Raw genomic sequence first — 20893 nt, forward strand, 5'->3', positions numbered from 1 at the left:
TGCGCTTCATGCGAGGATCAGCCATCATGGCGAGCAGGGGGGAGAAACGGACAGCGTCAAGTGATACGGAATTTGTTCTTTTAGGAGCCGGTCCATCATCTCCATTAGAGGCAGATAGCTCTCGGTGACCGCTTCATAGAACCACCGTTCTTCCAATGACGCGCTGTCTATCTCTTGACGGACATATGGCAGGTGGGCGTGCAGAAGAAATCCGATATACCCATGAACGGCTTCGTTCATTCGTTGTCGCCTCCGGAATTCGAATCTGTATCCGCTTCCCTGACCGGGTAGACGGAATATGCTGAAAATCGTTCATAGTCTTGCGGCAGAATGAGTGACACTTGATGGGATACAAGGGCGAGTCGTCTCTGTTTTCGATCTTCTGCTGCAACCGTCGTCTTTGGTGCTTCCAGTGTTTCGGGCATGTTCACACAGTTAGAGCGTAGAAGCGGGAGGAATTGCTCGTCAAGATTCACAATACCTAGATCAGCGATGTAGCTTCGACCAGGTTCGAATCCATCCATAAAGCAAGAGTGGCTTTCAGGCAAAGGGAGCTGCCAAAGGGCGTGAGCCTGGCTGCCGTCAAAAGCCATGCCTGTTATGTCATAGATCCTCAGACTTGGCTGAAGCGAATGCCAATCCATACCAAAATGCTCCTCAATCATTCTGGTTTTCCTGTCTGTGACCGACCAATAGGCAAACAGGGTGTACGGAGTTTGGATGAGCAGTTGGAGTGTATCTACGTTTGAAAAGCAGGGATGAAGAGTCCAATCAGAAATTTGTATCCGTCTCACCTTTTCTCAGTAAAGGGTTATTTGTGCAACATTGTAGCATATGCTCTACACAAACGAAAAATCTCCACTTGTAAGGAAGTGGAGATCGCGACTGTCAAATAAAAAAGGCAGTAAAGGGCTAAGTAGGTTTACAGAAGCGTAGCAGTCACTGATGGGAATTTTCTGGGAATGTAAAGTGCTACGCTGTCTCAACGCGCCACATCTCTACTTATGAAAAAGCAGAGATGGTAAGTATGAGTGTTACTCTACTGCGCTCGGCTGTGCCTGTGCGTACCGGGAACGCGTAAGCCTCATTAAGGAGTCGTAGCTGTTCGTGGAAGATGCGATTGTTTGATAATCGTCCTGCTTGACATCAGCGAAAGACGCCTGTAAGCCGGTATGGTATTGGACAATCATTTGGGAAGCCTGATCATCGTACTGCACATAAGCGATCTGTTTAGATACAATAGGGATCATTTTCACACCGCTCTCTCCTTTACCATGGAATTCGAAAAATCCGTTCACCCGGCAGAGGTTAGAGCGGATTCATCTCTACATACCTATGCTTATTGAATGATATTTAGTATTTCCGTTTTGTAGGCTTGAACAAGTGTCTGAGCGGTCATAGGGTCCGTCGATTGGGCAATGACTTGGAAGGCAGGATCATCGGCAAGAGGGAGCAAAAGCACCCACTGGTCCCCATGGTAAAATTTGATGCCGTCCACCAAGTCGGCGCGTTCTTTTTTGGTACGCTCCATCATCGTTCTCATCACTTGTCCCTTATGATCCCAGGGGCAATCGATTCGCTCCCGGTGTAAATAAAAGCTTGGCAGGAGGGAGAGCAGTTCACTGAACGAAGTTCCGGTTCTCTCCAAGTGCAGCAGCACAAGTCCCAGAGCAAAGAATGAATCAAACAGTGGATGCATATTCGATTCTTTTGTCGCTTCCAGCACGGCTCTAGCTAATTCTTTCGTCCGGACAATGCGGGCTCCGAGTCCCTCAGCGAGACTTTCCAGGAGATGGGGAGCGCTGACAGGGGCCCCAATCGTGGAGCCCGGGCGGCTGTGGAGGTAGCTCAAATACAAAAAGACGATTTGCACGTCTCTGCTGACCGCATCTCCCTGCTCCGTAACCAGCTGCATGCCTCGGCCGTCGTCATGAAGCCGAATGCCAAGGCTGGCTTCAGACAGCTGGACGAATTTAGCGAAGGGCTCTTGAATATTTGTCTTGGTGACATGGATGGCTTCCACTCCGAGCTGTTCAAAGTAGGGAATGGCGAATTGCTGCATCCAAGGGCTGCTCTCCACGACCACACGAAGGGGTTGACGATTCGTACGTTCGTAGGAGATCTCTTGGGCAAGCGAGCGGGTATATGTTTCAATCCAACCGCTCTCTGCCTGGTAACTACCTATTTGGCCGGAAGCAGCTCTTCCGTAATCTTCCTGCCAGAAGCTGTTTTCCACTTTGCGTTCCCATGCTTTGGAGATGGGGAGGCCCATTCCGTCCATACATTCCAGACAACAGGCCGCTTTGCCTTCTTCCGTGTATGTAATATGGATGCCGCCGGCTGTTCCAAGCTGACGAATGGCAAAGCTAGCAGCAGGAGGGAAGCAGTCCCCTAGATCGATGACGTGTGTCCCCACGGATTGTAAGCTAGCTGTGACGATCCGCTTGAGTAAACGGCTAAATTCGTGTGGAGAGCAGCTCACAGTTAGCGTTTTACCAGCAGCAACAGTGGCTCCGTAGGCGGTGGCAAATCTAGCCGTTACCTCGGGCGTAAGCTCAATATTAGGCGAACCGCTCACTCCGTAGGTTTTGTACAAGGATTTGGAGGCATGATCTCCCCAAATGAACGAAGTGTTCAACTGCGTGCGTTCCCGGAGCTTCTTGCCCGGCCAAATCTTCACGTGCGGTTTGATGGTGCTTCCGGCGCCAATGGTGACATGGCTTCCGATGACGGAACCATCACCAAGGGATGAATCCTCTTTGCATACGATCCCACTTGTCAAGGTGGAGCCTGACAGCTCACTGCGCTCGGCTACGTGATTATGATCCCACAGAATACTATGTGAGAGGGATGTCCCTTTGGATATACGATTGTTTCTTCCTATAACACAATAAGCTCCCAGCTCGACTTCATCTTCCAGAAAGCTATTCGATCCAATATATGCGGGACCCTTAATCTGTACGTTTGGGCTGATTCTCGCGTGCTCTTCCACATACACACCAGGCATGATTTGTTTAGCGTTTAATTGAACGTTTACTTTGCCTTCCAGCATATCGAACTGAGTCTGGCGGTACTGCTGTAAATTGCCGATATCGGACCAGTAACCCTCGCTGATATACCCATACATAGGCTCTTGAGCTTCAAGGAGGGCAGGGAAGAGCTGTCCGCTAAAATCATATTCTTGAGCATCAGGGATACGGTCCAGTACCTCCGGCTCCAGGATATAAATGCCGGTATTCACCGTGTCGCTGAATACTTCACTCCAACTCGGTTTTTCTAGAAATCGGTTAACCTTTCCCTGTTCATCCGTCATCACAATTCCGTATTCCAATGGGTGTGTGACGCGTGTTAGCACTAATGTGGCGAGTGAGTTTTGCTTTTGATGGAACGATAGTGCACGCTCCAGGTTGAAATCGGTCAAGGCATCGCCGCTGATGACAATGAAGGTCTCATCCAGAAATTTCTGCGCATTTTTCACGCTGCCTGCCGTTCCTAGAGGAGAATCTTCGTCAAAATAACGCATGTTTACACCGAATTCACTGCCGTCTCCAAAATAGCTGCGGATGACCTCAGGCAAATACTGCATCGTAACGGCAATGTCATGGATGCCGTATTGCTTAAGAAGCTCTACGGTATACTGCATACAAGGCTTTCCTGTCAGGGGCACCATTGGCTTAGGAAGGTGACAAGTTAAGGGACGAAGTCTCGTCCCTTTGCCGCCTGCCATAATCACAGCTTTCATGTCGTAACCTCCATTCGTTCCGCCTCGATAGGAGTTTGATAGAAATCGAGCTTGCGGTATTCTTCCTGCATGTTTGCAGCAATATTCTTCCATTGGTATTGCTGCTGCAAGAGGGTGTAGGCAGAGTCCGCCATCTTGGAAGCGACCTCGGGATTCAACAGCATTTCGGTAATGTGCCATGCGAGTGAATCGATATGACCGGGTAGCGCCTTATAGCCTTCCGCACCATGGGTAATGATCTCTGCCAGACCTCCGGTATCGGATAGTACTAGCGGTCTTTTATGCGCCATGGCTTCTAAGGCTACGATGCCGAACGGCTCGTAAAAGCTGGGAATCACACACACATCTGCTGCCTGATACAGCTGGGAACGGTATGTGTCGTCGACAAAACCTGTAAACCATACACGGTCCCCCAACTGGGCCGCTTGATCGCGAAGCTCTTGTTCCATAGGACCGGATCCGGCAATAACGAGCCTAGCTCGTGGAAACTGGGACAAAATAGCGGGCATTGCTTCAATCAGAGCTTGCACCCCTTTTTCGAACACAAGCCTTCCGATATAGAAGATCATCTGCTCGTCTTCAGCTAGAAACGCAGGTCGAACGGACTGATGTTGGGTTTCTTCGGGCAATCGAATACCGTTCGGGAAGACTAGCACTTTGTCTTCGGGCAAATTGAAAATGCTCTGCACTTGCTCTTTCATATACCTGCTGCAAACAAATACAAGCTGTGCTTCATAGGTCAGCTTCCATTCCAGATGATGAATCTTTTGCTGAAGCTCTGTGTACAGCTTGCCTTGGTTTCGTCCCCACTCGGTGGCATGAATCGTGGCGACCAGTGGAATGCCATAGCTATGCTTGATTTCTCGTGCGGCAATTTGGACCATCCAGTCATGGGCGTGCAGCAGATCGATTCTGCCTCCAGCTTCTTTGTACCGGACGAGGTGGTCGACCATAGCCAAATTCATCTCAAAAGTCCAATGGTAGAAATGGGTATCTCCCGAACAATCAACAGGAAGCCTATGGACATATACGCCATTCATCTTCTCAAAATGAGGCGCTCCGTAATGAGAGGTTGTAATGACATGGACGATTTCCCCGCGCGCTGCTAAAGCTTCTGAACATTCATGAACGGCTCTGGACAGGCCGCCGACATGCTTGGGTGGATATTCCCACGACAGCATGAAAATATTAGGACGATGCTTCGTCTCTTCAAGCAGCTGCTCAAAGTCGCGCATACTCGGTAGAATCGAAAGCGGAGAGTGCTTCTGAATAGATACGTAGTCTCGGTAATCAATGTCCGGAAAGCAGTTATCTTGGTATTCCAAAGAGGCCAGTAACGTCTCATCGATATCTTCACGATCAACTTGATCACAGATGTGATGAAAACAGCCCAGATGATTTTTGGTTCGACGCACGGCATAATCTACCACCGTTCTGGAATCCATAATAAAAGCCCAGTCGCTGCTCTGCGCAAGCATGAGCTCTCTGGCCGCCTGGTTTAACGCTCTTTTCAGCAAAGCGGCTTTCATTCGCCCATGATTTTCCACATGCTGATGCTTCGTTGCCAAACGGATCATGCGCTCTTCTGCTTGGTGTAGATGTCTGTAAATCCAATCGTTGTTGCCTTGCAGCCAGACCTCAGCGGAATGATTGCGTCCCCAGCTGGATTCATTCAGCTTCCCGACGTCAGCGACAGGATATTCCTGCAAATACTCACTAGGCGTTATCAGCTTAATCGAATGTTGATCATGAAAGGCTTTGCGGCATAGCATTTCGATCCATTGCGGACCTTCATACCACCAATGCCCAAAGAGCTCCGCATCATAAGGAGAGACGATCAGCGGCTTGCGGTCCAGCCAGTGATACCAATGCTCGGCCTGCAGCTTCCGGTTGTATAAAAAATTATCCGCATGCTCAGCGGCCTTCTCAAGCGCCCACTGGGGGTTATACGGCTCACGATGGTTGCCTTTTCCGGTTATCCGGTAATATTTAATGCCCGTATTTACGCGTTCATTCGTTGGCAGGACGTGAGGCCGTATGTACTCCCATTCTTCCATGTTGTTCCAACCCAGATCCCAACCGATGTCACGATAATATTCTCTATAATTAAAATCACCAGGGTACCCGTTCTCCGAGCTCCACACTTGACTCGCCGATTCCGGATCTCGAGGAAAAGCGCTGACTCCATACGGCGTCATTAAAGGAGCGTAGAGCTCCCGATTCGGAGTAGGGGAGGCAAAGGCTACTGCTGTAGAATCGGCAAAAAAATAATCAATTCCGTATTGCTTTAGAATCCGGTCGATTCCTGTTGTAAATCCGCATTCGGGCAGCCATATTCCTCGCGGCTTGCGTCCAAAATGCTTCTCGTAATCCCGAACTGCCGTAGCGATTTGAGCCTTGATGGCTTCCTCCGTCTTCATAAGCGGCAAAAATCCATGCGTTGCCGCGGAGGTCACGATTTCGACATAGCCATCATCCTGAAGCTGCTTGAATCTTTGAATCAGCTTGCCATCGCAGCTTTCAAAAAGTCTCTGCAGTTTCCGAAATCGTTCCGAATACATGTGGGCCAGCGGTTGAAGCTTAGGATCTTTTTCTAGTCTAATGATTTCTTGGTCTGCAAGTCCGATCAGTTTACTCAGATACAAGCGGTACCGGTCCTGCATTAACGGATCGCTGAGTAAAGACAGCAAGGTCGGCGTCATCGAAAAGGTTAAACGGAAGTCGACCTGATCTTGAATCAGGCGCTCCATCATGTCGACAAGCGGAAGATAGGTTTCGGTCAACGCTTCATAAAACCAGCGCTCTTCCATGTAATCATCGCGATCGTGATGGCGAATATAAGGAAGATGCGCATGAAGGACAAGTGTTAAATAGCCTTTAAGTTCAGGCTTTTGCTTAATACGGTTCATCATGTTTGGCATCACCTCGCGTAAGGGGTATAGGGCTGCAGATTTTCGAACAATTGCGGGACAATTCGGCTATGTACATGGGCAGCTTGCGCTTGCGGCACAACACCTCGAATCGGTTCGCCCCAAACAGCCTCCGTATCTTTCGGCGTAGCGGCGCATCCCGATCGAAGCAGCGGTATGAATTGATGGTCCCAGGTGTAGGTGCCGATATCGACCACGTAGGTCCGGTCAGCCTGTAGCCCTTGCAAATACCAGTTATTTGCTTCCGGCGTGGTGAGTGTATCTCGGTGCCAATGAGCGTTACTACCGTTAAAGTAAGTATCTGTAATATCGTACAGGCGTAAAACCTTCGGCATCATGCCGTAGTCGCATTCAAAATGCTGGGCCACCAGCCAGCGACGTCGGTCGCTGATTTCCCAATATACATAAAGTGTGTGCGCATCGCGTACCATCAAGTGAAGCAAGTCCTTATTGTAACGGTCAGGCACCTCGAAAGAGGCGCTAGGCAATGACTTCATTAATATTCCCTCCTTGCTTGTCAAGCATATAATGAATCAAATACCGGAACATGTTAACGGCACGACTGTTTCAGCATGTGCCGTTTGCTTGTAAATTATGCGTAAACTGCTAATAACTACAGACGCTTCAAAAAAGGAATTTCGGTCATCCAAAGCGAATATATTGGGGTATTCCGGGTAATGAGAAGGAGGGATTTCCATGAGTTTTTGTTGTGGAGCCAGTATGATCGGAACAAAAGGTACTTTGAAGCACATTCGTACTCAAATTCATAATGTGCCTATACTCTTTTGCCCGGTATGTCATCGAATCGAGATTCACTATCTTGTAGAAAATGAATACGAGATATTGGCGGAATACGCCCATGGCGACGGTGCGGCGGAGGTAGATTTTGCCGAGTACGTGGACGGTAAAGATCAAATTTTGCATGATAACTGCGTTAATCACGAAGGGGAAGAGCCTCTGGATATTGTCCGCAGTCAGATTGATATGGGATTGGATCTGCTTAGCGTCGCCAAGACGATTGGTGATACGGAGTGGGAAGAGCAGCTTAAGAAAAGACTAAAGATGCTTAGTGCTCGAAGAGACAAGCTGAAGAACAAGAAGACTTCGAAGCGTCCATAATGAAAACAAGCCCCCTTATTCTCAAGAGAATAAAGAGGCTTGTTTTTTTCTAGATTGATAATTTGGTGGTTTACTAGGATTTAGGGTGCAGTTCTTGGAGCAATCGGGCAAACTCTTTTTGCAGATTGCGGCTAAGCGGTATTTTGGTTGAAGTATGATTCATATGGATAAGGAACCTTCTCGATGTTGGAAAACTGAATTCTTTTACATAGGATATGACATAGCGCATGTTGATCAGAAAGCCCTTGAAAGGGCTGAACAGAAAAGGTGTGGATTGCGCCAGTATATCAGTAAGGTTGGTGCTTGCCGCGATCGTTTCGCCATTCATCAAGTGGATCATGGTCTGCCGTTTATCTTCTTTCTCCACATAAAGAATGGATTCTTCGGACACCGGGATTTCCGATTTCTGATGCTTGACCGTGATCCAGTGGGGAGCAGGCTCGATACTTATAGTTGACGAAGCTTGATGATCATTGTGAATTTCGGCAACTGCTCGGTTAATGGCTGATTGAAATTTGGAAAATAACACCGGTTTGGACAGGAAGTAAAGTGTGCCTAGGTCATGAAAGCTTGTCAGGATATGATCGATATTGCTCGTCCCGCTGACCATAATCACTTTGTGACGGTGACCCATCTTCCGTAGAGATTGAACCATGGAGATACCGTCAAGCTCTCCTTGTAGTCCGATATCGACAAGTAGAATATCCGGTTGTATGTCATGAACAGATTTCAGTAACATTTCGGCTTCTGCACCTGAGAATACAATCCGGAGTCCGCTTTGCTCGCTGTATTCCTCTAGCAGCTTCCTTACCCATTGATTGTCCTCGACGATCGCAATGGTATAAGTTTGACTCATGTTCATTTCTCCTCAAGTAAGATCAACTGACAACTTGTCCGCAGAAACAGCCATTTGGGTCCAAAGTACTTACATGGGTACAGTTATTGATGGTATGATACTCAAGCGAATCATTGTTAGCAGAAGTGGCAGGTAAAGGACAGAGGTGACTATACATTGACGAGATGGATACTTGTTCTGCTTTCTTTCGTTCAGTACATACCTATTATTTTATTAACCCTTGTCTTATTCCGTCAACGTATACAACCTTATGTAAGAGAAATTGTACTAGTCTCATGGCTTGGAGCTTTTGCAGCTTGGTATATAGGGCCCTTTGCCTGCGTCATAGGCATGTTCGCCCTCTATTATTTCAAATTAAAGTTTAGACCCGTTGCGGCTATGCTAGCCGTATTGTCGGGTTACACGTTGTCAGGGATCATCAGCACGTTGGTACTCCTGCTTAATGATACGCTAGGTATATTATCGACCAAGAGTATGGCGGATGCGGTTCATGAAAATTTGTTAGATGTACTGCTGCTAGTGATATTGTTCATTATAGCCAAGGGCGTTGTCATATCTGCGATGATCAGATTTCGATTAGGGTTTACCTTCCTCGTACATTATACGAAAATTCCGTTTACTAGAAAAAATCTAGGATTCTATGGATTTATTCTTATCGTTCTCACTGTGCTATTAAAAGATAGGTTTCATTTCAGCATTCTGGAGACGGGCATGTCGATTCAAATGATCACAATGACCGCAGTTATGTTTGTTTACATGGTATTACGGGAAGAGCTTGGGTACGAATGAACCGGATTGGTTAGATTTATTTACCAATTTAGTGCCTGTGTTGGCCGCTTCGGCTTCTAGCAGCAGCAAATGAAACTTGCGCTGTGGAAGTGATGCGATCGTAACACTAGGCCCTTCATAGCTTTCATCAAAATAAAGTTTGCCTTCACTGGGGGCATACTTTTTTATTTTGCGCAGGTTAACCAGCAAGTGAGAATCCAGCTTGATAAAATCATTTTCCTGCATTTCCTCCAGCAGGTCAGTAAATTCGACAAGTGATTCAACCTGTTGATGGACCACTCGCTCCGGCAGATGATAGCGAATGTCATGAATGCCGAATTCAACATATTGGACGTCCTTTAGGGATAATTCGACATGAACCGACTTTGTCGGTTCTTCTTCCAGATAACCTGCTTTCATGAGAAGCTCTGTATATGAATAATCATAAGCAATCGCCAGCTTCCTAAGTGTATCGGGGGATGGCTTAATGATGTCGTTTGTGCTGCGGTTTCTTCCCTAGCTCCAGATCGCGAATATAGGCGTGGGACAAACCGCTTTTGCTTGCAGCTTTGCGGAGGGACATTTTACCACGCAGCTGTTCAAGAAACTTCCCGAAACTATTCGTTATATCCAAAATCATCGCCTCCAATATGCCATATTTTAAAGGAAATCTAGTGGAAATGATACAGCATGTGAGGTTTTATTTCCCATTAGTCGTAGATTCATACTTGTGTGGTATAATAGATTTTGTTTTGCCTGTGAAATACATAGGAGATGTACCCCCGAATAATTGAAAAGCGTGACGAAATACCTATATTGTGAGGTGGAACGGTGCTACTTGTACTATTCAAGAAGTTTCTCGGAAAAAGACGTTCCGACGGACCGAATGAAACTCCGTCCTCTCCATTGGAAGAAATGGTTGGACGTATACAAAACGGTGATATCAGGCTGCGAAATCAACTCATTGTCGACTATCAGCCATTTGTTGCTAAGGTGACAAGCAGATTCTGCAAGAGATATATCGATCCTGCCAGAGATGATGAGTTTTCCATCGCGCTGGGAGCGTTTAATGAAGCGATCAGCCAGTATTCTGCAGCGATGGGAAGGTCATTCCTTGGCTTTGCTGAGACGGTCATCAGACGCAGGCTGATTGATTACTTGCGTAAAGAGCAGCGATTTCAAGGGCAGGTGCCATATAGCTCTTTTGAGCAGGAGGATGAAGAGGACAATATTGTCAATCCGATTGAGGTTCATCAAGCCATCGAAGCGTACGAGAAGCAAAAGGGACTCGAGGAGCGTCGTAGCGAAATATTGGATTTCAGCCGGTGCCTAAAAGAGTTTGATATTGATTTCTCGGAGCTTGCGGACATTTCACCTAAGCATGACGATTCCAGACAGATGCTCTTTGGCATTGGTCATACGCTTTCTCAGGATGCAGAGCTTATGCGCACTCTGCTGACAAAGCGGCAGCTTCCGATCAAGGAGCTGCTTCAGAAGGTTCAGGTTTCAAGGAAAACATTGGAAAGGAACCGGAAATATCTAATAGCCATAGCACTTATTTTTAACGGACCGTACCCGTATTTGCGGGATTATTTACAAATCAGGGTGGATGATTGATTGATGTTACAGAGAGGAAGGACTAGCGCATGAACAAGGGAATCGTAATGGAAATGAGCGAAAACACGATCATTGTCATGAGTCCAAACGGCCGGTTCGAGAAGCTTCCAAGAGGAACCCGTAATTGCGAAGTGGGGGAAGAGATTCTTTTGGCCCCTGCCAAACCACGAATGAAGGTGCCGAAGCTGGCTATTGCTTCCAGCCTTGCAGCAGCGATCGTGCTTTGCTTCGTGTTAGTTTCAACGCTTACAGGGACACTGCCCAGCGGACAGGTAGTAGCCTATGTATCGATTGATATTAATCCAAGCGTAGAGATGGGCATTGATAACGAGGAAGTTGTCCGGGATCTGAGGGGCTCAATACGGACGGTGAAGCTCTTATACAAGCCGTAGACTATAAGGGGAAATCTTTAAGTGATGTTACTTCTGAAATTTTGAATGAAGCGGAACAAGGGGCTCTCGGCAAAGGAGAAGGAGATATTATCATCAGCAGTACCCTTGTCGAAGAGAAGGCGTCTGTGAATGATGAGGCCATTGCTACCAAAGTAAAGGAGCAGGTCGACAAGCATATCGAGGAGGCTCATCCCGAACAAACCGCCAACTACGAAGTTACGGCTTTTGCCGCGCCGCAGGAGGTTAGACAGGAAGCAACCTCAAACGGTGTATCAGCCGGTAAATATGCCATATATCTGAATGCACTTGATAATGGGGCGGATGTATCGCTTGATGATATTAAATCCATATCCATTCATCAATTAGCCAAGGATAAAGGCGGCATTGATAAGCTCGTTAAGCCCGACAAGCCCATCAGCAAGACCAGCTTGAAGAAGCTTGTGGAGGATGAGAAATCCGGTAAGCTAAGCGAACGGGCCCAGAAGCTGGCCAAAGAACGGGAAGAGCAGAAGAAGAAATCAGATAACAGTAAGAATGGCAAATCGGACGATAAGGACACTAAGGATACGAATAAAAACAGCGGTGCTAATGATAAAAGCAAACCGAATAGCAAACCCTCCACGGTGAAGCCAATTAAGACAGCGCCGCCAAAAGCAGGCAACAGTAAGACTAATAAAGATGACGACAAAGATACCAAAAATTCCGGAAAAAAGTCTGTAGGCCGTGATAAAGAGAATAATGATAAAAGCGAAGACTCATCAAAGACTAGTCCTAACGGGAAGCTAACTGGCAAGCCGGTCGGGCCTTCGGCGAAGCCGACTCCGAAGCAGGGGCGAACAACCGAAACCGACGATAAGGATAGCCCCGACAAGAACGGAAAAGATAATGGCAAGAACGACAACAAAAATAGCAAACAGCCCGGAAAAGACGATAAAGAAACGAAGAATGACAAGAATGATAAGAATGATAAGAATGACAAAGACGACAACGACAGGAACGATAACAAGAAACAAAGCGAAATGGATAAATCCGACTAAGAAGTTGTTAAGTCTGATGATTCTCAAAGGTAGTATTGGTAGATAAAATAGGCAGATAACCTCACGATCGGTGGGGTTATCTTTTTTTTGCTCGAGATTCTGGAGAGTGATAGAGCTTTAGAGAAAATAGGACGATATGTAGACGTAGAATATCCGTCCAAGTTGTATTACAATAAGCAATAGGCAATCTACGATTTACGATTACATGGATCAGAATACTCGGAAGGGAGCAATTCCGCTTTGAGATACAGTCGGTTAGGAAAATCAGAATATCAAGTATCTTCACTTGGCTTTGGCGCTATGAACCTGCCGGGCGTCTCCTTTGAGCAGGCCAAAGAGGCTTTGAACTTTGCTCTTGATCACGGTATCAATTATATCGATACGGCAGCTGGATACCGTAACAGTGAAGAAATTATCGGTGATAGCATTTCTCATCGCAGAAAAGAATACTTCTTGGCAACAAAGACAAACAAGAGAGACTATGCGTCGGCGAAGGAAGAGATTGAGCGCAGTCTTACCCGTATGAAGACGGACCATGTCGACCTTTTGCAGATTCACTATGTCAATTATGTCAATGAATACAAGCAACTCATGGATGATGGCGGCGCCTATCAAGCTGCACTAGAAGCACAAAGAGAAGGCAAGGTTCGGTTTATCGGTATCACAGGACACCGTCCGGAATTGCTGGCCAAATGGATTTCGAAGGGGCAATTCGATCAGGTTCTGTTTCACCTGAATCTGGCGCAGCCGTTCGCCCTCAACGAACTGATACCCCAAGCTACAGAGCTCGATATGATGAAAATCGCGATGAAGCCGTTGTCCGGTGGATTCATTCAACCCGTTGAACGCGCAATCCGGTATCCGTTCAGCCAAGATGTACACGTGACCATTTCAGGAATGGTTAGCGTCAAGGAAGTGCAGGAGAACCTTGCTGCTCAGGAGCAAGATGTCGGGGCGGATGAGCGCCGTGAATTGGAGGAGCTTGCTTTGGAGCTGGGCGGTCATGATTGCAGACGCTGCAATTACTGCTCATGCCCAATAGAAATTCCGATTCCTGATGTCATGATCTCCAGCAAGGTTCGTGACAAGTTCGGATTGCTGCCGAAGGGAAATGGCTTCTTTGATAAGCACCGGGATAAAATTATTTCCTGTGCGGACCACGAGCCTTGTAAAGAAAAACCTTTATGCGAGCAAAAATGCCCTTATCATCTTCCTATGCAAAGCGTCATCAAAAAAGCCGCAGGCTATTACGCGTAAATGGTTTTTGACTTATACCCGCTTACCAGTCACGATTCCCCCGCAGCTCTCAGGAGCCTCGGGGTGGATCGTGATTTTTTGCTTTTCCAAGCTCTAAAGTGATAGCATGATGTACATAATAAATCTCGACAAGGAGCTTGAATGCTTATGCTGGAAAATACAATTGAATTCCAAACACTTGCCTTTACCTCCTACTCCAAGCTGGACGCGGAAGCGGATGCCATCGTAGTAGGCTTTACGGAGGAGCAGCTGCGTGATGATGGTGAGCTCCTCGGCCAGCCGCAGCTGGATAGCGCCCTTCGCCGCCTCCGCGAGAAGGGCGTGTTCACCGGCGCCTCCGGCGAGCTCGAGGCGCTCCCGACGCACGGGCTGCTGCCGTACGCGTACGTGCTGGCTGCCGGGCTCGGCCCTCGCAGCCACCCGCGACACGCTGCGCGCAGCCGCGGTCTTCGCAGCGCGCAGGGCGCACGCGCTGCACCTAGAGCGCTTGGCGCTGAAGCTGCCAAGCGGCATCGAAGCCGGGCCAGCCGCCGGCGCGCTGGCCGAAGGGCTGATGCTCGGTGCGTACCGCATCCGAGCCTACCGCCGCAGCGCGCCTGAACGGGCGGAGCTCCGTTCGGCGGCGCTGCTCACCGAAGCGGCTGCCGACGCAGCGCTTCTGGAAGCGCCCCTCCGCCGCGCGATTGCGGTGGCGGAGGGCACGAACTATGCCCGGGATCTGACGAACCTCCCGGGCAACATGCTCGTTCCGGCTTCCCTCGCCGAGGAAGCCGTGAAGCTCGCCCAGCGCCATGGCTTCGCCATCCAGGTGCTGGACGAGCGCGAGATCGCCGCCCGCGGGATGGGCGGCCTTATCGCTGTCGGCGGGGGCAGCGTGCACCCGCCGCGGATGATCACCCTCCGTTACGAGGGTGATCCGGGCAGCGCCGACGTGCTGGGCCTCGTCGGCAAGGGCGTCACCTTCGACACCGGAGGCGTATCGATGAAGAAGCCCGAAGGCATGGAAGAGATGATCAGCGATATGGGAGGCGCAGCCACATTACTCGGAGCGCTCCATGTGGTGGGTACCTTGAAGCCCAAAATCAATCTGGTGGTCGTCATTCCCTCCGCGGAGAACGCTACATCCGGTTCAGCTTACCGCCCGGGCGACATTGTCACCCTTCTCAGCGGACATTCCGTAGAAGTGCTCAATACCGATGCGGAAGGCCGCATCATCCTAGCGGAAGGTGTCACGTATGCCAAGCAACTAGGCGCGACTCGTCTAATCGATGTGGCAACGTTAACGGGCGCGATTCTCGTCTGCCTCGCAGATGTTGCGACGGGGGCCGTTACGAATGACGACAGCTTCCTGCGTCCGCTGCTGGACGCAGCTGCGGGAGCTGGCGAGAAGCTGTGGCAGCTGCCTGAATTATCCGGAGTATAGAGACATGCTGAAAAGCGATGTCGCTGATATCAAAAATGCTACAACGGCAGATCGCTGGGCTGGCGCTATTACAGGCGGTCTTTTTGTAGGCTACTTTGCCGAGAACACCCCATGGATTCATTTGGATACTGGGGGAACGGCGTGGCTCTGGTCAGCCAAAGGTACTGAGCCTAAGGGAGGAACCGGGGTAATGGTTCGCACACTAGCAGCTTATTTATGTGAATAAAGTGAAAACCAAAGCAGATCTGCGTTGCGACATTTCCTGCTGCTCGTCTAAGAAGGCTTTTGTTCCAATCACATAACAGAATGTCAACAGCGCCCGGAGAAAATCTACGGACGTTTGGAATATCCCTCCATTATCAACAAACACAAAAAGGCTTCCCGAGGAAAGCCTTTTTGTGTTTTCACTTGATTTATGTACCTTCAGCTACAAACAGCTCGATCCGAGCTTTAATTGCATCGCGAACCTCACGAAATTTAGTCATAATCTCTTCTTCCGTACCAACAGCTTTGGCAGGGTCATCGAAGCCCCAATGCCATCTGGCCGCTTTATCGTTACGAACTACAGGACAGTTATCATTGGCATGTCCGCAGAGTGTTATGATATAGTCAGCACGGCTTAGAAGCTCTTGACTGATCACATCTGACGTGTGGCTGGAGATATCGATGCCGGCTTCCTCCATAATTTGTACAGCTCTAGGATTTAAGCCGTGAGCTTCAAGCCCCGCACTGTGTACTTCGTAAGTTTCGCCGCCAATAGATCGTAGGAAGCCGTCAGCCATTTGAGAGCGGCAAGAGTTTCCGGTGCATAAAAAGTAAACTAGTTTTTTCGTCATGACGTATGTCTCTCCTTAGTTACCCGAATGAATGATGCCGAGCCACACATAGAGGCCGGCAAGCGTGATGAATAATGTAGGGATTGTCAGAATGATACCTGTTTTCACATAATTTCCCCATGAAATTTTAATCCCCTTCAGCGAGAGAACATGAAGCCACAGCAGCGTGGCCAAGGATCCAATCGGAGTAATTTTCGGTCCCAAGTCAGAGCCGATCACGTTGGCATAAATCAATCCTTCTCGAACAATTCCTTCCGTTTGCGAGCTCTGAATGGCTAAAGCATCGATCATCACCGTTGGCAGATTGTTCATGATGGAAGACAGCACCGCTGCCAAAAATCCCATAGCGACCGTTGCCGTGAATAAACCTTTACTAGCGAAGCTGTGAATAATTTCCCCAAGTAACTGGGTTAAACCAGCATTTTTAAGTCCATACACCACTACATACATGCCAATGGAGAAAATAACGACCGCCCACGGAGCGCTTTTTATCACTTTTGCAGGATCAATTGCTTTACTGCTCTTGGCCAATCCAATAAAAATAATTGCAACTATTCCGGTGAAAATGGATACGGGGATGTCTACATATTCGCTGAGCAGATAAACGGCTAGTAGGAAGATCAATATCACCCAGGATATTTGGAAAAGCTTCCTGTCTTTAATCGCATCTCCAGGTTTTTTTAGATGGCTTAGATCATAGCGTTTAGGGATGCTTTTGCGGAAATACAAATATAAAACAAGAATGCTGGCTCCTAAAGAAAATAAGCTGACAACAAGCATGTTGACGGCATATTCGACGAACCCGATTCCAAAGAAATCCGCAGATACGATATTTACTAAATTACTGACGACGAGGGGCAGTGAGGTGGTATCAGCAATAAAGCCGCTAGCGATGATAAACGGCAATATGTACTTGTTCTCAAAGGATAATGCGCGAACCATGGCAAGTACGATGGGGGTCAAAATCAATGCCGCTCCGTCATTGGCAAAGAATGCAGCCACTGCTGCCCCAAGCAAGATCACATAGAGAAACATGAGCTTGCCGCTGCCCTTTGCAATTCGAGCCACATGTAGGGCTGACCATTCAAAAATACCGATTTCGTCCAAAAGCAAGGAAATCAAGATAATCGCTACAAAGGCAAGCGTAGCATTCCACACCATGCCGGTTACTTCGAGTACGTCTTGGAAGCTGACTACGCCGCATATTAGTGCCAGTATGGCTCCTGCACTTGCTGACCAGCCGATGTTCAGCCCTTTGGGCTGCCAAATGACAAAAACTAAAGTGAGTAGAAAAATGAGCACAGCCGCTGTTATCATCATGCAACCACCACCATTACTCGCAGCAGCCCGGTTTCATAGCTGAAATCGTGTTGCTTAATGAAGGCAGATGACTCAACGCTTGCTCGATATGCGGTTTATCATTCAAGCTTAGAGAGTAATACATCCATTGTCCCTTTCGGGTTTCCGTGACTAAGCCAGCTGACCGAAGCTTACGCAAATGCTGACTGATGTTGGGCTGCGACATGCCCATGATGTCGACAATTTCGCATACGCACAATTCTTTCTCCCGAAGCAGTGCCAAAATAGTTAGCCGGGACGAATCCCCAAGCATTTTGAACTGCTCAGCCATAATCCGAAGTTCTTCCATACGGGTATCCTTTCTGTATGATTTCATATTCGCAAATAAATATATAATAATGTGATTATATATTCAATAGCTTTTCTGAATTGAGGATATGAAGAAAAAAACCTCCCGATAGGGAGGCTTCAAGCCTGAATCCTCTGTCCTTGTCCTTGCACAGAAGAATTGAGCTTGCGGCTGCTTGGCATGATCTGCTGCAAATCGTCCATACGGATAATAATCCGGTTAATCTCGGCTGTGGTTACGGATAGTTGCTCGATTCTTGCCGCAAGCTGCCGCAAAGAGATGCCGACCCAGCCTTTCTTACTAGGGTGAGGCTTGAGATCGAATGGAAGCGCAGCGATACTCGCTGAAAGCTCGTGCGGTTGTATGGATGCTGTAGTCACAATATCTTCTATATGAAAATAGAGCATTTTGCGCTGCCAGCTAACATCGCCCGGCTCAAATACAATGGCAAGGAGACCGCTTTCGTCTTGCGATTCATACTCGGACAGTCTCATAATTCGAAATGTGCTGCCTGCTTGATTTGGCTTCACATATTGACTCTTTCGAGGCTCTGGCAGGAAGGGCACAATCAATAGAGGACAGACGCTTGCGATGTATAAATATTTGGTTGACTGAAACACAAGGGAGAGTACAATAAAGATCAAAAAGAGCAGTGTGCTGATAAGTAGCCCAAAGGTGTTCGGTTTCATAGGTATCCGTTAATCCCGCCTGACGTGATAAATTCGTCTAACTGTTACTTGATCCATTTTACCACAAGAGTCTTGCGGATTGCAGCCCTTAGAATGTTGGAAGTTCCGTCCCTGACATCACACGCATAACGTAGAGGAGACCGAAGGCCATGAAAGCTAACTACCGATTTCTCGTGCCAAGAAGAAAGATCTCACCGAACCGCAGACATCTTTGGGTAGCCACCTTTGAGGGTTTCCCGGCAGTCATTATTTTCCAACTCCTAGGGGGCCCGTTCCTAACGGGATATTTGCTGTTTCTAGGTGCTACATCGCAGGAAATCGGATTCGTACTAGCTGTGACCACGGTTGTCAATGTGGTGCAAATAGCTATGGCTGTTTTGATGCAAAGATTTCGCAATCGTAAGCTGATGCTGCTGGTCTTTGGCTCGCTTCATAGGCTGCTTTGGCCTGCTGTCGGACTCATTCCATTTCTTTTTCCTAAGGAGCTTTGGGTGTTGATGTACATTGTACTTTACACAACGGCTCATATGTGCAACGCGGCAGGCAGTGTCGTCTGGACCTCACTTATTAGTGATGTAGTGCCGCCTGCTGTGCGTGGAAGATATTTTGGCTTGCGCAATACGGTATTAGGCGGCGTGAGCAGCCTTGCCTTGTTCATTGGAGGGCAGATACTGGACCGGAATCCGGGAGGTCAGGGCTTCTACTATTTATTCATCATCGCGGGGATTTGCGCCATTCTGAATGTGATTGCGTATTCCCTTTATCCGAATCCTTCCTTCGAACCATCGTCGGAGGTCAATCCGCTCGGGATGATTAATAAACCGCTGAAAGACCGTGGATTTTTGCGGGCTGTTGTGTTTTTATCGATATGGCTGTTTGTCCAAGGGATAACGGTGCCGTTCTTTTCCTATGTGATGCTAAAGCTTTTGCACATCAGCTACGAGGCTGTTTCTCTTATTACGGTTGTACATACGCTTGTGATGATGGGCAGCTATTATGTCTGGGGGATTCTTAATGCTAGATATAGCGCGCAGCGGCTGTTACTGTGGTCGCTGCCGATTATTGCAGCTGCCTGTCTGCTTTGGGGAGGGTTAGTAGTTCTTCCAATCCTTGTTGTGCTTTACGCTGTACATATTGCTTTGGGAATTGGACTTGGCGGCTTCAATCAAATGGTGTTTGCTTTTACCATAGGTGACACACCTAAGAGTGAACGACCGATGTATGTAGCTACTTATTCAGCATTAACGGGCTTTGCCGCGTTCTTAGGACCTATCTTCGGAGGTAAAGTGTATGCATGGCTGGTGAATACACCTCTATGGATGCAAACCTACGGTGTATCTGTGTCAGCAGGCATCATCCTGCTTTTGTTTGCTTTATTCGTAGGAAGATTGGTACTAGGAAATGAGAAAGGAGGGGACGGTAAATTATGAAACGTAAAAGAATTGGCATCATCGGACTTGGAGATATCGCGCAAAAGGTGTATCTGCCCTTATTAACCGTACATGAGCAGGTTGAAATTGCGGGGCTGATGAGTTCGACCCAAGCTACCGTTGACCGGATGAAAGCCAAGTACCGAATTCCTTTCGGGACTACGCATTTGGAAGAGTTATTAAGCAAGGAGTAGATGCTGTATTTGTGCACAGCCCAACTTCCACACACTTTGATATCGTCATGCGTTGTATCGAGGCAGGAGTTGCAGTCTACGTGGATAAGCCGTTGTCCGGCTCTTGGGAGGAGTCGGTGAAAATGGCCGCCTATGCGGAAAGCAAGGGTGTACTGCTTGCAGCAGGCTTCAATCGGCGGTTTGCGCCCTTATATGCAGAAGCCAAGCATTGGCTTGCGGAAGCAGGGGATTTGATTGGTGTTCCGCGGTGAAGCATCGAATAAAGCAGCAGGCGAGCAGCGCCAAAGAAACCTTATATGATGATCTGATTCATATGCTGGATCTATTATTATGGATGGGCGATGGGGATTACGAGCTCCAGACCTATAATCAGCAAGTAGATGGAGAGGGTAAGCTGCTTCATGCGTCAGGAAGCTTGTCCTTCGGTACCTCAACGGGCACATATAGCATGGTTCGCCTTGCAGGAGTTGACTTGGAGAAGCTGGAGCTTCACGGCAGCGGCAGATCGGTGGAAGTCACGAATATGGAAACAGCAATCATGTATGAAAAGGGAGCCGAGCCTCGGATTCGTGCCTTTGGCAGTTGGGATACGATTCTCTACCGCAGGGGATTTGCTGGCTGTGTGGACCATTTTCTACAAAGTCTGGATGCGCCTCAGTCCTGCAGCATTCGAGCGGACCTGGTTCTGCCAACCCATGAGCTGGTGGAGCGTTTGTCGCTGTAACTGAGATTGAAGGAAGTAACCCACTTGGCTCAACCTAGCAACCCGAGAGGGGGGTTACTTTCTTCCGCAAACATAAAATCATGATCGCTTGGAAGGTTCCTTTGCAGGGCATCAGCCACCCTTCCCAAAGAAGCGCGGGCGCTTAATATGGAGACTTCGACTTACGGCTGATTTGAAGAAGCGCCTTCATCCTATGCATGAAGCAAAGGGCGAAGGCGCTTATGTTTTTAT

Annotated in this window: 23 protein-coding genes and 2 pseudogenes; 10 read left to right on the plus strand and 15 right to left on the minus strand. The window is 48.1% G+C overall.

What is annotated here, in order from left to right; all coding sequences use genetic code 11:
- Nucleotides 1-24: 24 nt before the first annotated feature.
- The 6 genes from L0M14_RS04065 to L0M14_RS04090 all read right to left on the minus strand — a co-directional run bounded on the left by L0M14_RS04065 (nt 25) and on the right by L0M14_RS04090 (nt 7169).
- A complete protein-coding gene (locus L0M14_RS04065) occupies nt 25-240 on the minus strand; it encodes a hypothetical protein (RefSeq protein ID WP_235120964.1) in 216 nt (71 codons plus the stop codon).
- Nucleotides 237-794 carry a DUF4912 domain-containing protein gene (locus tag L0M14_RS04070; protein ID WP_235120965.1) on the minus strand — a complete coding sequence of 186 codons (558 nt, stop codon included), beginning with the start codon at nt 792-794 and terminating at the stop codon, nt 237-239. The genes L0M14_RS04065 and L0M14_RS04070 overlap by 4 nt, the downstream gene beginning before the upstream one ends.
- A gap of 240 nt (nt 795-1034) precedes the next feature.
- Nucleotides 1035-1250: a KTSC domain-containing protein gene (locus L0M14_RS04075; RefSeq protein ID WP_235122809.1), complete on the minus strand. Its 216-nt coding sequence runs from the start codon at nt 1248-1250 to the stop codon at nt 1035-1037.
- Nucleotides 1251-1339: 89 nt separating this feature from the next.
- Complete coding sequence (locus L0M14_RS04080; RefSeq protein ID WP_235120966.1) at nt 1340-3742, minus strand: sugar phosphate nucleotidyltransferase; 2403 nt, start codon at nt 3740-3742, stop codon at nt 1340-1342.
- Entirely contained in the window at nt 3739-6654 is a 2916-nt protein-coding gene (locus L0M14_RS04085; protein WP_235120967.1) for a 1,4-alpha-glucan branching protein domain-containing protein, read from the minus strand. Before L0M14_RS04085 ends, L0M14_RS04080 begins: the two co-directional genes overlap by 4 nt.
- Before the next feature lie 8 nt (nt 6655-6662).
- Complete coding sequence (locus L0M14_RS04090) at nt 6663-7169, minus strand: DUF4912 domain-containing protein (RefSeq protein ID WP_235120968.1); 507 nt, start codon at nt 7167-7169, stop codon at nt 6663-6665.
- 199 nt (nt 7170-7368) lie between these two features.
- Between L0M14_RS04090 and L0M14_RS04095 the strand changes: the two genes are divergently transcribed.
- Nucleotides 7369-7791 carry a hypothetical protein gene (locus tag L0M14_RS04095; protein WP_235120969.1) on the plus strand — a complete coding sequence of 141 codons (423 nt, stop codon included), beginning with the start codon at nt 7369-7371 and terminating at the stop codon, nt 7789-7791.
- A 73-nt stretch (nt 7792-7864) separates the two neighbouring features.
- On the opposite strand, the gene L0M14_RS04100 is transcribed toward L0M14_RS04095, so the two are convergent.
- Nucleotides 7865-8647: a LytR/AlgR family response regulator transcription factor gene (locus L0M14_RS04100; protein WP_235120970.1), complete on the minus strand. Its 783-nt coding sequence runs from the start codon at nt 8645-8647 to the stop codon at nt 7865-7867.
- 156 nt (nt 8648-8803) lie between these two features.
- Here L0M14_RS04100 and L0M14_RS04105 point away from each other — a divergent pair, with 156 nt between their 5' ends.
- On the plus strand, nt 8804-9436 hold the full coding sequence (locus L0M14_RS04105) for a hypothetical protein (protein WP_235120971.1): 633 nt from the start codon (nt 8804-8806) through the stop codon (nt 9434-9436).
- Here L0M14_RS04105 and L0M14_RS04110 read toward each other — a convergent pair.
- Both L0M14_RS04110 and L0M14_RS04115 read right to left on the minus strand, forming a co-directional pair.
- Complete coding sequence (locus L0M14_RS04110; RefSeq protein WP_235120972.1) at nt 9410-9835, minus strand: LytTR family transcriptional regulator DNA-binding domain-containing protein; 426 nt, start codon at nt 9833-9835, stop codon at nt 9410-9412. The genes L0M14_RS04105 and L0M14_RS04110 overlap by 27 nt on opposite strands.
- Before the next feature lie 64 nt (nt 9836-9899).
- A complete protein-coding gene (locus tag L0M14_RS04115; protein WP_235120973.1) occupies nt 9900-10049 on the minus strand; it encodes a hypothetical protein in 150 nt (49 codons plus the stop codon).
- Between the two features lie 197 nt (nt 10050-10246).
- On the opposite strand from L0M14_RS04115, the gene sigI reads away from it, so the two are divergent.
- The 3 genes and pseudogenes from sigI to L0M14_RS04135 all read left to right on the plus strand — a co-directional run bounded on the left by sigI (nt 10247) and on the right by L0M14_RS04135 (nt 13718).
- Complete coding sequence (gene sigI / locus L0M14_RS04120) at nt 10247-11032, plus strand: RNA polymerase sigma factor SigI (RefSeq protein WP_235120974.1); 786 nt, start codon at nt 10247-10249, stop codon at nt 11030-11032.
- A 77-nt stretch (nt 11033-11109) separates the two neighbouring features.
- Nucleotides 11110-12461 (plus strand): annotated as a pseudogene (locus L0M14_RS04130) (anti-sigma-I factor RsgI family protein).
- A 240-nt stretch (nt 12462-12701) separates the two neighbouring features.
- A complete protein-coding gene (locus L0M14_RS04135) occupies nt 12702-13718 on the plus strand; it encodes an aldo/keto reductase (protein WP_235120977.1) in 1017 nt (338 codons plus the stop codon).
- 93 nt (nt 13719-13811) lie between these two features.
- Here L0M14_RS04135 and L0M14_RS04140 read toward each other — a convergent pair whose 3' ends face one another.
- Together L0M14_RS04140 and L0M14_RS31800 are read right to left on the minus strand one after the other, a co-directional pair.
- The gene (locus L0M14_RS04140) at nt 13812-14147 is read right to left on the minus strand and encodes a hypothetical protein (protein WP_235123079.1); all 336 of its coding nucleotides are present in this window, start codon (nt 14145-14147) and stop codon (nt 13812-13814) included.
- Between the two features lie 49 nt (nt 14148-14196).
- Entirely contained in the window at nt 14197-14511 is a 315-nt protein-coding gene (locus tag L0M14_RS31800; RefSeq protein WP_350340533.1) for a hypothetical protein, read from the minus strand.
- Between L0M14_RS31800 and L0M14_RS04145 the strand changes: the two genes are divergently transcribed.
- Both L0M14_RS04145 and L0M14_RS30880 read left to right on the plus strand, forming a co-directional pair.
- Nucleotides 14458-15141, plus strand: coding sequence for a M17 family metallopeptidase (locus tag L0M14_RS04145; protein ID WP_350340507.1), 684 nt, complete (start codon nt 14458-14460; stop codon nt 15139-15141). The genes L0M14_RS31800 and L0M14_RS04145 overlap by 54 nt on opposite strands.
- Nucleotides 15053-15367 (plus strand): M17 family metallopeptidase, encoded by a 315-nt coding sequence (locus tag L0M14_RS30880; RefSeq protein ID WP_260115436.1) that lies wholly within the window; start codon nt 15053-15055, stop codon nt 15365-15367. Before L0M14_RS04145 ends, L0M14_RS30880 begins: the two co-directional genes overlap by 89 nt.
- A 187-nt stretch (nt 15368-15554) precedes the next feature.
- Here the strand turns inward: L0M14_RS30880 and arsC are convergent, their stop codons facing one another.
- The 4 genes from arsC to L0M14_RS04165 all read right to left on the minus strand — a co-directional run bounded on the left by arsC (nt 15555) and on the right by L0M14_RS04165 (nt 18155).
- The gene (gene arsC, locus L0M14_RS04150) at nt 15555-15977 is read right to left on the minus strand and encodes an arsenate reductase (thioredoxin) (protein WP_235120978.1); all 423 of its coding nucleotides are present in this window, start codon (nt 15975-15977) and stop codon (nt 15555-15557) included.
- 15 nt (nt 15978-15992) lie between these two features.
- Nucleotides 15993-17294, minus strand: a complete 1302-nt coding sequence (locus tag L0M14_RS04155; RefSeq protein ID WP_311198891.1) for an arsenic transporter — start codon at nt 17292-17294, stop codon at nt 15993-15995.
- 16 nt (nt 17295-17310) lie between these two features.
- A complete protein-coding gene (locus L0M14_RS04160; RefSeq protein WP_235120980.1) occupies nt 17311-17625 on the minus strand; it encodes an ArsR/SmtB family transcription factor in 315 nt (104 codons plus the stop codon).
- A gap of 119 nt (nt 17626-17744) precedes the next feature.
- Entirely contained in the window at nt 17745-18155 is a 411-nt protein-coding gene (locus L0M14_RS04165; protein ID WP_235120981.1) for a hypothetical protein, read from the minus strand.
- A gap of 308 nt (nt 18156-18463) precedes the next feature.
- Here L0M14_RS04165 and L0M14_RS04170 point away from each other — a divergent pair, with 308 nt between their 5' ends.
- The 3 genes and pseudogenes from L0M14_RS04170 (at nt 18464) to L0M14_RS31395 (ending at nt 20662) form a co-directional block, all read left to right on the plus strand.
- Complete coding sequence (locus L0M14_RS04170; protein WP_235120982.1) at nt 18464-19744, plus strand: MFS transporter; 1281 nt, start codon at nt 18464-18466, stop codon at nt 19742-19744.
- Nucleotides 19741-20189, plus strand: a pseudogene (locus L0M14_RS31805) (Gfo/Idh/MocA family protein). Before L0M14_RS04170 ends, L0M14_RS31805 begins: the two are co-directional and overlap by 4 nt.
- The gene (locus L0M14_RS31395) at nt 20186-20662 is read left to right on the plus strand and encodes a hypothetical protein (protein ID WP_311198830.1); all 477 of its coding nucleotides are present in this window, start codon (nt 20186-20188) and stop codon (nt 20660-20662) included. Before L0M14_RS31805 ends, L0M14_RS31395 begins: the two are co-directional and overlap by 4 nt.
- Nucleotides 20663-20893: the final 231 nt, after the last annotated feature.

Origin of the sequence: Paenibacillus hexagrammi, from assembly GCF_021513275.1 — a bacterium.
GTDB lineage: Bacteria > Bacillota > Bacilli > Paenibacillales > NBRC-103111 > Paenibacillus_E > Paenibacillus_E hexagrammi.